Origin of the sequence: Helicobacter burdigaliensis (genome assembly GCF_003670295.1) — a bacterium.
Lineage (GTDB): Bacteria > Campylobacterota > Campylobacteria > Campylobacterales > Helicobacteraceae > Helicobacter_D > Helicobacter_D burdigaliensis.
In genome coordinates this window covers 47,687-58,467 of the sequence record NZ_QXJG01000011.1, presented here as the reverse complement: position 1 = coordinate 58,467, position 10,781 = coordinate 47,687, and the positions used below count along the sequence as shown (strand labels likewise).

Below are 10,781 nucleotides of genomic sequence, written 5' to 3'. Positions count from 1 at the left end.
TTGAGCGCAAGAAAATAATAATCTCCTTGGTTTTCTTGTGTTTTATATTCTTTTTAGATTTGCATTTGCTATGCTTGTGGATAGCTTGGCTTGTATGATTTGGCATAATAAGCCTTACAACAATAAAGAAAGTGGGCTTCCCTTGCAATAACAAGGGAAATTAAGCAATAACTAGCTGTTTATAAATTTCTTGGCTTTTTTCTTCAAATTCTTGATAAAACTTTTCTAACTCTTTAAGTTTGCCTGCATTTTCCTCTTTGGTTGCAAAGTCTAAAAATTGTCTAATGCTATCATTTAAATGATACACACTATTGCAAACTTCATGGCTTATTCCATTTTCATCATTAACCTCACAATAATCACTAATTTTTGGTTTTTCACCCGTAATAATTGTAGAATATGCTCCTGATTTTTTAAGCACACATTCAAGTTTTAAAAGCATAATATAAGAATTTTTATGGGTTTGCAAAATCGTTTCTAGTAAATGTTGTGCTTTTAAATCCATTTGAGAAAATACTGACTGAAAACTATTTAACAAATCATTAGAAGAATGAGAGATCTTATCAATGCTTTCTACTAAAGTTGCGATATCATTAATCTCTTGGTTAATAATTTTTGTTGTGGAAGAAATTTCTAGTGCTGTTTTTTGCGCTCTTTCTGCTAGTTTTCTTACCTCATCTGCGACTACCGCAAAACCTCTTCCATGCTCACCAGCGCGCGCTGCTTCAATAGCTGCATTTAAAGCAAGCAGATTAGTTTGATCGGTAATCTCCTTAATTAAAGCAACAAAAGAATCAATCTCTCCTATGCGTTTTACAAATCCTTCAAAAGCATCAGATGTTTGCTCCATTGTTAGGGTTAAATTTGAAAAATTATCAGAAATTGCTTCAATACTTAAAATTCCCTCTTTAGATTGATGTGAAATATCTTTAGTGTGTTCTTTCACACCATCCATAGCTCCAATCACAACATGCAAATCACTAGAAACCAACTTCAAATCTTCATCTAAACTTTTAGCACTCCTTTTTGAGATTTGATTCACTACCAAACCTTTAGCACCTAGTTTATCCGCCTCCTCCATAGAAATAGTCGCTTGATTAATCAAACCTCCAACATAAGCAAAAGTCCCTCTTAATCCACTAACAGAGAGCTTCCTTAAATACCTCCCCTCACTAGCAGCACTAATTGTCATATAGCTCCCTTTTACAAAAGTTTCTACTTGATCTGCTAAACGATTGAGCGACCATGCAACCTCTCCTAAACCACTTTTATCCTTGATATTAACAATTCTTGCTTCCAAATTCCCTTCTGACATTTCTTTAATACATTTTGCAATATCTTGAATACATTTATCACGCCTATTTCCTGCGATTAATCCCACAACACAGAAAATAATTCCCAAAATAAAAATAGCAAATTCTAGTAAAAAGTGGATATTTAATGCTTCTGCGACAAATAAAGCAATAAAAGTTAAGATAAAACCTATACTCATTAAACGAAATGAATTATAAAGATAAAATGTATTCTTCATAGTTTACCCCTTCTTTTTTTAATAAATTTTCTAAAAATGCTTGACTTTTTGCTATTCCGCCCTCTTTTTCTTCACTAATAAGCTTAGAATAAACTTTTTCAATTTTTGAAACCGCTTCTATTTTTGGCTTTAATCTCACAGAGTGATAGCCTACAATCTTACCCTCTCCATTAAAAGAAGGACTAACATAAGCAATTACCCAATAATAAGCCCCATCTTTAGAAAGATTCTTTACATAAGCGACAATCTCTTTGCCTTTTTGAATATTCTCCCAAAGAAGCTTAAAGATAATACGTGGCATATCCTTATGTCGCACGATATTATGTGACTTTCCTAAAAGCTCTTGCTCCTCATAACCTGAAAGCTCAATAAAACATCATTGCAATAAAGTATCTTGCCTTTTAAATCTGTTTTGGATACGATTAATTCTCCCTCTGGAACAATTTTTTGTTCGTTTGTTGGGATTATTTGTTGTTTCATAACTATACTCCTTTTTTAACCTAACAAAGCATTACAAATTTTTATCATCAAAAAAAGAAATTCTAATTTACAATTATCAAGAAAGTATCAAGAAAATGTAAAGATTATATGGAATTCTAAAATTAAAAATTTTGCTTTGCTAATACCAAATATTATTTATGATTAAGTATATGTTACCTAATTCATACATTAAAATAACTTAATCTTGTCCAATCCATTTAAATACTATTTTTCTTGTTACTTTATTTAAAATATTCCGTAAAATATCCCAATGCATAAATGCCCCACCAAGCAATCCAATAAGGCTTCCTACCACGATATCTTGCACTCTTGCTCTAATAATAATATCAGGATTATAATTCATAAAACTTGTAATCTCTGCTAGATAAGTAGAATAAGGGGTTAAAAAAATCATAGCAAGTGCGTAATTTCTTACCACCAAAAATTCCGCAAAAAACATAAGCACCATCATTAAAATTGCAAACACTAAAGGTGTAAAAGTAAAATGCAAAAGAAAATAAGCCAAACTCACTCCAATGATTGTTCCAAAGATTCTTTGGAGTTGTTTTACCCAAATTTGCTTAAAAGTAATCGCAGTCATCACAGCAGCACAAGAAATCCCCACCCAATACCCACGATCAAGCTCTAAACAACTTTGCAAAAACATAGAAGCTCCCACAAAAAACGCAATGATAATAGGATCAACCACAATCACGCCAAATCCAAATTCCCCCACTTTAGGAATAGGCTTTGTAGGGTGCTTAAAAAGATAAATCACACTTAATGCATAAAGCAAAACCATAATATTTGCAACCATTGTCCCTAATGCAACAAGCCCAATAGCAAAGGGATAATCTTTTAAAGGAAAAGGAATATAAGTGCCCAAAATCGTAGCAAAGGTAAAAAAGAAAAATCCGGGTGCTCCTATACTAAAATACCGCACTACTTGCGCACTTACCATAGTTACCAAAAAAACAATCAAAGGAATAAAGCTAGGAAAAGCTTGTCCTATAAGCCCTAAAGTAAAGCTTACAATAATTCCAAACGCACAAGACATACTTAAAATCATTTTATGATAAATTGGAGTATCTGGCACATATAAAAAAATCATCGCCCCAATCACACTTACAAGCCCATATTGTGGATAGCCAAGTTTTGCAGAAATATAAAGCAAAATCGCAACACTTAGTCCTGCAAAAAAGGGCATTTGCCAAAGTCTATCACTTTTATTCCAAGTAAAGATAAGTTTACATTCCTTTTGTATTTTTTGTATAAAGGCCATAGATTTCCTTATAATATTTTAAATAATTTTTATAAGAATCTTAACATATAAATCAAACAATAAAAAATACCTACCTAAAAATTTAGCTTTTATATTACAAAAATTTAAAGAGTTTTATTTTATAATGTGAAAAAACTTAGGTTAGCTATGATTTCACAATTAAAAATTATACTTTCTAAAAGCGATAGACGCTATGTCTTTTTTTTGCTTTTTATGTCTTTATTTATCTCTTTAATTGAGCTTGTAGGCATTAGTGCTATTGCACCTTTTATTTCTATTGCGAGTGATTTTTCACTCATTACACAAAAGCCTTATTATGCTTATTTTTACAATCTATTTTCTTTTAGCAATCCTTATGATTTTGTAGTATTTTTTGGAGTGGGACTTTTAGTTTTTTATGTTTTTAGAAGCCTTATAAATCTTTTTTATCAGCATCTCTTAGCGCGTTTTACTTTCTTTCGCTATCATTTGATTGTAGGGCGTTTATTCGTGAATTATCTAGGTATGAATTATCAAGATTTTATTACCAAAAATACAAGCCATTTAACCAAAACCATTACCACAGAAGCACACAACTTCACTATTTTACTTTCAGCATTTTTATTTATGACTTCTGAAGTTTTTGTTGTTTTATTACTCTATGGAACTTTATTGTTTGTAAATTTTAAAATTACTCTAGGGCTTACCTTAATTCTTGGTGTCTTTGGACTTTTGATGAGCAAACTCATCTCAAGACGCATTAAAAGTCAAGGAAAAGAAAGGGAATTTTACCAAAAAGGCTTTTTTGAAACTCTAACAAGCAGTTTTGGAAATTATAAAATTATCAAACTCCAATGCAATGATGCTGTGATTTTAGAGAAGTTTAACCACTCATCTTTGGGCTATTCTTTAGCAAATATCAAAAATCAAACTTTCTTTCATATTCCACGCCTTTTATTAGAAGCACTTGGATTTTGTATGATGATTTTGGTGGTGCTTTATTTATTCATTAGCCAAAAGGGTGATATTAGCGGGTATTTGCCTTTGCTTTCTATGTATGTTTTAGCACTCTACCGCCTTTTGCCCTCTATTAACCGCATTTTAGATTCTTATAATAAAATCCTTTTTAACTTCCGCTCTTTAGAAATTATTTATAAAGATGTTTTATTGCAAACCAAAAAACTAGGCGAAGAACAAATTAGCTTTAAAAATGAAATCAAACTTAGCGATGTAAGCTTCGCCTATAAAAATGATAAAGAAATTTTAAGCCATTTAAATCTTAACATAAAAAAAGGCTCTAAAGTCGCATTTGTAGGAGAATCAGGAAGCGGAAAAAGCACATTGGTAGATTTAATCATCAGTCTCTTAGAGCCAAAAAATGGCAAGATAGAAATTGATGGGGTGCCTCTAGAGCCTAAAAATCTAAAAAGTTGGCGTAAAAAAATAGGCTATATTCCGCAAAATGTCTATCTTTTTGATGGGGATATAGCCCAAAATGTCGCTTTTGGTAGAGAATTTAATGAAGAAAAAATTATCGCTTGTTTAAAACTTGCAAATATTTATGATTTTTTAGTCCAAAAAGAGGGAATTTACACACAAGTAGGCGATGGAGGGGTTGCACTTAGTGGCGGACAAAAGCAAAGAGTAGCCATTGCTAGAGCGCTTTATGGCGATCCTGAAATTTTAGTTTTAGATGAAGCCACAAGTGCGCTAGATAATCAAACAGAACAAAAGATTATGGAAGAAATCTATCAAATCTCTAAAAATAAAACCTTGCTTATCATAGCCCACCGCCTAAGCACAATTAAAGATTGCGATGTGATTTACAAGCTAGAAAAGGGCGTGCCAAAGCCCATTAGCTATGATGAGCTGATATAAGGAGGTGATATGGATTTATCTCGTTTTAAAAATCTCCCAAAAGTTAGCGTGATTTTAACCACCTATGAGCGTGAATATTTCTTCACAGAAGCGATTGAAAGCATACTAGAACAAGACTACCCAAACTTAGAAATTATTATTAGCGATGATGGCTCAAGCGATAATACCTTTAGCATTGCAAGCGAATATGCTAATGATTATCCCTTCATCAAAGTGGTGCAAAACTCACGCACTAAAGGCTCTGCAGGAAATCGTAATAATGGGCTAGATTATGCAAGTGGGGATTTAGTAATGCTTTTAGACGATGATGATTTGCTTTTTAAAGAGGCAATTTCTCAAATGATGGAAGTTTATTTGCAAAATAATGAAAAATATGGGATTATCATAGCAAACTGCACTAGAAGCGATGATGGATCACTTTCTGGCAAAGGTGTGTTTGAATCAAGAGAAATTAGCTTTATTGAAGTGCTTTGTGGAGAATTAAAAGGAGAATTTATCACCCTTTTTAGACGCAATTTACTTGGAAAAAGACGCTTTAATGAAAATTTACAAAGAGGCAATATGGGACTTTTATGGCTCAAACTCCACAAACAAAGTCCCTGTTTTTACCTCCACCGCCCTTTGAAATTTTATAGAATCCACGCAGAATCACTAACGCATAACCTAAAATATAAACCCTTAGAAATGGTAAAAAACTACGAGCAAGACATTTTACTCTTTTATAAAGAACGCATAAAGTACTGCCCAAAACATCTAGCTGAACTTTGTGCAATTGCTGCACTTCTTTATAGACAAGGAGGAGATTATAAAAAATCTTTTAAAAAGATTTTACAAAGCCTCTTCATCCGCCCAAACCTACTTGCCCTAAAGGCTCTAGGCTGTCTTATGCTTCCTGATTGTTTCTTGCCACATTTAAACATCAAACAAAGAGTGGAAAAATGAGTAAATTTAAGCTCCTCTTATCCATTCGTTCTTTGAATTTTGGAGGGGCGGAGCGACAATGGGTGCTTTTAGCCAAAGAACTTGCCAAAAAAGAAGAAATAGACTTGCTTCTTTGCACACTTTATGCAGGGGGCAAACTAGAAGATGAGATTAGCGGGATTCCCCATATTTGCGTTCATAAAAAAGGCAAAGGAGATTTTTTATTTTTAATGCGTTATAGAAAGATTATTAAAGATTTTAAGCCAGATTGCATTTACTCTTTTATGCCTGATATGAATCTTTTTAGTCTTTTTGCTAGTTTATCTCTTAAAACAAAACGTGTATGGGGCTTTAGAACAAGTGGGATTAATCTTGCTAAGCTTAGCTTTTTTTCTAAGCTCTATTTTTACACACAAAAATTTTTTAGCCCCTTTGCAGATAAGATTATTTGCAATTCTAGCGATGCAATTAGCTTTTATACACAGCATGGCTACATCATGAAAAATGCAAAAGTGGTTTATAATGGCATGGATACAGCTAGGTTTTCTCCTAAAAATGTAGATGATTTAAAAAAAACTTTAAATATCCCTAAAGACGCCTTTGTTTTTGGGATTTGTGCTAGAATGAATGTGGCTAAGGATTATCCACTTTGTGCTAAGGGCGCAAGAGAGATTTTAAAAAATAATAAAAATGTGTTTTTTATTTCTTTAGGAAAAAAAGATGAAAAAATCCTAAAAGAATGTTTAGAGATTTTAGGAGAGTTTAGGGAGAGATTTTTATTTTTAGATGCCATTAAAAATGTAGAAGATTATTTACCGCTTTTTGATTGCGTGGTTTCTACCTCTATAAGCGAAGGCTTTTCAAACTCCATAGCAGAGGCGATGAGTGCAGGAGCTTTACCGATTGTATCCAATGTAGGAGAATCTAAAATCATTGCCAATTTTAACCAACCCTACTCTTTTAGCTTTGAAAAAGAAGATTTAGAGGGCTTTATAAATTGCCTAAATTCACTTTTAGCTTTAAAAGATTCACAAGATTTAAAAACACTCAAACAAAACGCACGCACACATATTGTAGAAAATTTTTCAATTTCTCAAATGGTAGAAAATACTTTAAGGATTTTAAAAATATGAAACTTGTCATTTTACTCTATTCTTTAGGAGCAGGAGGGGCAGAACGCATTACTTCCTTGCTTTTAGAAGAGCTTTGCAAAGATAAAGATTATAAAATCACTTTGGTGCTTTTAGAAGATATTTTGCACTATCCCCTGCCACAAGGGATAGAAAAAATCATTCTAGGACAAAATAAAATGCAAGAAAGTGGGATTAAAAAACTTCTAAAAATCCCACTTTTAGCCTATAAATATTCTAAAATCATTAAAGATTCCACACACTCTCTTTCTTTGATGAATCGCCCAAACTACATCAATATCCTTGCTTCATTTTTAGCTAGAAAGCCTAAAATTTTAATTAGTGAGCGCTCCTTCCCTAGTGAGCAATATGGCTATAAAAATCTAAATTCTAAAATTAATAGATTTTTAATTAAAACCCTCTATCCTTTAGCTCATAAAATCTCTACAAACTCGCCACAAACTTTGCAAGACTTGCAAGAAAATTTTAAAATCAAAAAAGAGAAATTAACCCTTTTGCCTAATCTTTTTAACCTAACTAAAATAGAAGAGCTTTCAAGCAAAAATACTCAAGAAAAAGAGCTTATCTTGCAAAAAAAGAAAGAAGGAAAATTCATCTTTTTAAGCATAGGAAGGCTAGATAGTGGTAAAAATCACGCACTTTTAATTGATAGCTTTGCTAGGCTTAAAAATAAAGATAAAGCACATCTTTTTATCATCGGCAAAGGTGAGCTAAAAGAAGCACTAGAGGAGCAAATTAAAAACTTAGATTTAAAAGAGCATATCTCCCTTTTAGGAGCGTTAAAAAACCCTTATGCTCCATTAGTAGAAGCAGATTGCTTTGTGTTTGGTTCAAACCATGAGGGCTTTCCAAATGTTTTAGTGGAATCTTTAGCGCTTGGTGTGCCTGTTATCACCACAGATTGTGCTCCTAAGATGATTTTAGAATGCAAAGAAGATTTTTTAGAAAACTCTAAAATTAGCAAATGCGGTATCACTATCCCATTAAAAGATTCTATGCATTTGCAAATGGCAATGGAAAAAGTTATGCAAGAGCCTTTATTTTCTAAAGAAGACATTAAAGAAAGTGCCAAAAGATTTAGCATTCCCATTCTTTTACCTCTTTATAAACAATGGCTTATGCAATAAACCTTTAAGCAATTCTTGCTACAATTCTTACAAAAAAGGCAAATTATGAATTTTACAAATGAACAATTAGAACGCTATAATAGAAATATCCTCCTAAGTGGCATTGGAAAAGAGGGGCAAGAAAAGCTCCATAATGCCAAAGTTTTAGTCATCGGTGCGGGTGGGCTTGGCTCTCCGGTGCTTTATTATCTAGCAGCTGCTGGAGTTGGCACTCTAGGGATTTGTGATGGTGATGTGGTAGAGCTTTCAAACTTGCAACGCCAAATTATCCACACTACAAACGACTTAGATAAACTAAAAGCAATTTCTGCTAAAGAAAAGCTACTCGCACTAAATCCGGATTTAAAAATCTCAATTTATAAAGATAGAGTAAATTCCAAAAATATTCTAGAGATTTTAAAAGATTATGATTGTGTGATAGAAGCAACCGATGTATTTAGTTCAAAATTTTTAATCAATGATGCATGTGTCTTAGCTGATAAAACCCTTATTCGCGGAAGTGCATTGCATTTTTGCGGACAGCTTATGAGCATCAAGCCTAAAGTTAGTGCTTGTTATGCTTGTTTGTTTGATGCACCCCCTAGTGGAGAAGTCCCAACAGGAGCAAGTGTAGGAATCTTAGGTGCAGTTGCTGGACTTTTTGGCACACTAGAAGCTAATGAAGCTATTAAAATTATCACAGGAGTTGGCACTCCTTTATACGATAAGATTCTAACTTGTGATATAAGGGAAATGGATTTTAGAAAAATTGCAATAAAACGCAATGAAAATTGTCGCGTTTGTGGAAAAAATGGCATAAAAACGCTAAAGGATTATTAATGCAAGTTTTTGTTTGTGGCTCACATACAGATGTGGGCAAAACCTCTGTAAGTGCGGCTTTATGCTATGCTTTTAAACTAGATTATTTTAAGCTCGTTCAAGCAGGGAGCCAAACTGATAGCCAAAAAATCGCCTCTCTTTGCAAAGATGTAAAAATCCACCCACAAGGAGTGTTTTTAAAAACTCCTGCAAGCCCACATATAGGAATGTTAAAAGAAAATGTAAATTATGATGGACTAAATATCCCTTTACCAGATTCTAAAAATCTCCTCATTGAAAGCGCAGGTGGGCTTTTCACCCCGCTTGATTTAAAGCATTGTATGATTGATTATGCAAAAGCTCACAAACTTCCTGCAATTTTAGTAGGAGGCTATTATCTTGGCGGGATTAATCACATTCTTTTAAGTATCCATGCATTAAAAAGCTATGGGATAGAACTCCTAGCACTCATTATTAGTGGAGAGCAAAATATGCAAATGGATAGCTTTATCATACAATATTCCAAAATAAATATCGCCCATTTAAGCACTTACAAAGAAGATTTTCACACAAAAGCCCTAGAACTTAAAGAAGAGCTAGAAAAGTTAAACATTACCCTTAAAAACTAATTAAAACAAGCTTTCAGGGTTTCTAAAAGAAAAAAGCTCATAAGTCTTTTGTGTAGCAATCCTCCCCCTTGCAGTGCGTTCTAAAAATCCATTCGTCAGCAAATAAGGTTCAATCACATCTTCAATAGTCCCCTCATCTTCACTCATAGCAGCCGCAAGCGTGCTAAGCCCTATAGGACGCCCCCTACTTTCACAAATGATTTTTAAAAAGCGTAAATCAAGCTCATCAAATCCATATTCATTCACACCTAGTTCATTTAGAGCATATTGCGTGCGTTCTTTTGTAATCATCGCTTCATCTTCTACATCGGCAAAATCCCGCACCCTTTTTAAAAGGCGTAATGCGATTCTTGGCGTCCCACGCGACCTCTTAGCTATCTCTAACGCCCCATCTTTTTGGCATTCTTTTTGAAGCTTGATAGAAGCTATCATCACAATTCTTGCTAGCTCCTCTTTTTCATAAAATTGCATACGAAACTGCATACCAAATCTATCGCGCAAAGGATTGCTAATCATACCCGCACGCGTTGTAGCACCAATTAAAGTAAATTTTGGCAAATCAATTTTTATTGTTTGAGCTGCTGGACCACTTCCTATAATAATATCAAGCCTAAAATCCTCCATAGCAGGATATAAAATCTCTTCAATTGCAGGGCTTAGCCTATGAATCTCATCTATAAATAAAATCTCCCCTTCACTTAAATTAGTCAAAATCGCTGCTAAATCCCCTGCTTTTTCTATCATAGGGGCTGCTGTTACTTTAATAGGAGCATTCATCTCTAGGCTTATAATATGTGCTAATGTAGTCTTGCCAAGCCCAGGCGGTCCAAAAAGCAGAAGATGATCTAGCACATCGCCTCTTTTTTTAGCTGCATTAATAAATACTTGAAGATTCTTTTTAAGCTTCTCTTGCCCGATATAATCTTCCCAATTTGTAGGACGAAGCTTTACTTCCTCTTCGCCCTCTAAGCTCATTTTTTCAATTTCTACAATTCTTTCCATCTC

Annotated in this window: 11 protein-coding genes; 6 read left to right on the top strand and 5 right to left on the bottom strand. The window is 33.5% G+C overall.

The genetic code is table 11. The features are described 5' to 3' along the window. Window positions 1–160: 160 nt before the first annotated feature. The 4 genes from EBF09_RS09540 to EBF09_RS05685 all read right to left on the bottom strand — a co-directional run bounded on the left by EBF09_RS09540 (window position 161) and on the right by EBF09_RS05685 (window position 3,293). Complete coding sequence (locus tag EBF09_RS09540; protein WP_408609808.1) at window positions 161–850, bottom strand: methyl-accepting chemotaxis protein; 690 nt, start codon at window positions 848–850, stop codon at window positions 161–163. Window positions 851–1,505: 655 nt separating this feature from the next. Beyond that, window positions 1,506–1,847: a PAS domain-containing protein gene (locus EBF09_RS05690; protein WP_332870713.1), complete on the bottom strand. Its 342-nt coding sequence runs from the start codon at window positions 1,845–1,847 to the stop codon at window positions 1,506–1,508. Window positions 1,848–1,864: 17 nt separating this feature from the next. Then, window positions 1,865–2,011 (bottom strand): hypothetical protein, encoded by a 147-nt coding sequence (locus tag EBF09_RS09500; RefSeq protein ID WP_332870712.1) that lies wholly within the window; start codon window positions 2,009–2,011, stop codon window positions 1,865–1,867. A 199-nt stretch (window positions 2,012–2,210) separates the two neighbouring features. After that, entirely contained in the window at window positions 2,211–3,293 is a 1,083-nt protein-coding gene (locus EBF09_RS05685) for an FUSC family protein (protein ID WP_121764170.1), read from the bottom strand. Window positions 3,294–3,440: 147 nt separating this feature from the next. Between EBF09_RS05685 and EBF09_RS05680 the strand changes: the two genes are divergently transcribed. The 6 genes from EBF09_RS05680 to bioD are packed head-to-tail and all read left to right on the top strand — an operon-like array spanning window position 3,441 to window position 9,776. Beyond that, the gene (locus tag EBF09_RS05680; protein WP_121764169.1) at window positions 3,441–5,150 is read left to right on the top strand and encodes an ABC transporter ATP-binding protein/permease; all 1,710 of its coding nucleotides are present in this window, start codon (window positions 3,441–3,443) and stop codon (window positions 5,148–5,150) included. A 9-nt stretch (window positions 5,151–5,159) separates the two neighbouring features. Continuing rightward, the gene (locus EBF09_RS05675) at window positions 5,160–6,092 is read left to right on the top strand and encodes a glycosyltransferase family 2 protein (protein ID WP_121764168.1); all 933 of its coding nucleotides are present in this window, start codon (window positions 5,160–5,162) and stop codon (window positions 6,090–6,092) included. Then, complete coding sequence (locus EBF09_RS05670; protein WP_121764167.1) at window positions 6,089–7,204, top strand: glycosyltransferase; 1,116 nt, start codon at window positions 6,089–6,091, stop codon at window positions 7,202–7,204. Before EBF09_RS05675 ends, EBF09_RS05670 begins: the two co-directional genes overlap by 4 nt. Next, entirely contained in the window at window positions 7,201–8,349 is a 1,149-nt protein-coding gene (locus tag EBF09_RS05665; RefSeq protein WP_121764166.1) for a glycosyltransferase, read from the top strand. The genes EBF09_RS05670 and EBF09_RS05665 overlap by 4 nt, the downstream gene beginning before the upstream one ends. Before the next feature lie 45 nt (window positions 8,350–8,394). Then, window positions 8,395–9,168 carry a HesA/MoeB/ThiF family protein gene (locus EBF09_RS05660; protein WP_121764165.1) on the top strand — a complete coding sequence of 258 codons (774 nt, stop codon included), beginning with the start codon at window positions 8,395–8,397 and terminating at the stop codon, window positions 9,166–9,168. After that, a complete protein-coding gene (gene bioD, locus EBF09_RS05655) occupies window positions 9,168–9,776 on the top strand; it encodes a dethiobiotin synthase (RefSeq protein WP_121764164.1) in 609 nt (202 codons plus the stop codon). The genes EBF09_RS05660 and bioD overlap by 1 nt, the downstream gene beginning before the upstream one ends. Here bioD and ruvB read toward each other — a convergent pair whose 3' ends face one another. Next, window positions 9,777–10,778 (bottom strand): Holliday junction branch migration DNA helicase RuvB, encoded by a 1,002-nt coding sequence (gene ruvB, locus EBF09_RS05650; protein ID WP_121764163.1) that lies wholly within the window; start codon window positions 10,776–10,778, stop codon window positions 9,777–9,779. Window positions 10,779–10,781: the final 3 nt, after the last annotated feature.

Excerpts from the sequence above, each read along its gene's own strand:
- EBF09_RS05685 (WP_121764170.1), bottom strand. The coding sequence starts at position 3,293 with ATGGCCTTTATACAAAAAATACAAAAGGAATGTAAACTTATCTTTACT.
- bioD (WP_121764164.1), top strand. The coding sequence starts at position 9,168 with ATGCAAGTTTTTGTTTGTGGCTCACATACAGATGTGGGCAAAACCTCT.
- EBF09_RS05675 (WP_121764168.1), top strand. The coding sequence starts at position 5,160 with ATGGATTTATCTCGTTTTAAAAATCTCCCAAAAGTTAGCGTGATTTTA.
- EBF09_RS09540 (WP_408609808.1), bottom strand. The coding sequence starts at position 850 with ATGGAGCAAACATCTGATGCTTTTGAAGGATTTGTAAAACGCATAGGA.
- EBF09_RS05670 (WP_121764167.1), top strand. The coding sequence starts at position 6,089 with ATGAGTAAATTTAAGCTCCTCTTATCCATTCGTTCTTTGAATTTTGGA.
- EBF09_RS05680 (WP_121764169.1), top strand. The coding sequence starts at position 3,441 with ATGATTTCACAATTAAAAATTATACTTTCTAAAAGCGATAGACGCTAT.
- EBF09_RS09500 (WP_332870712.1), bottom strand. The coding sequence starts at position 2,011 with ATGAAACAACAAATAATCCCAACAAACGAACAAAAAATTGTTCCAGAG.
- ruvB (WP_121764163.1), bottom strand. The coding sequence starts at position 10,778 with ATGGAAAGAATTGTAGAAATTGAAAAAATGAGCTTAGAGGGCGAAGAG.
- EBF09_RS05665 (WP_121764166.1), top strand. The coding sequence starts at position 7,201 with ATGAAACTTGTCATTTTACTCTATTCTTTAGGAGCAGGAGGGGCAGAA.
- EBF09_RS05660 (WP_121764165.1), top strand. The coding sequence starts at position 8,395 with ATGAATTTTACAAATGAACAATTAGAACGCTATAATAGAAATATCCTC.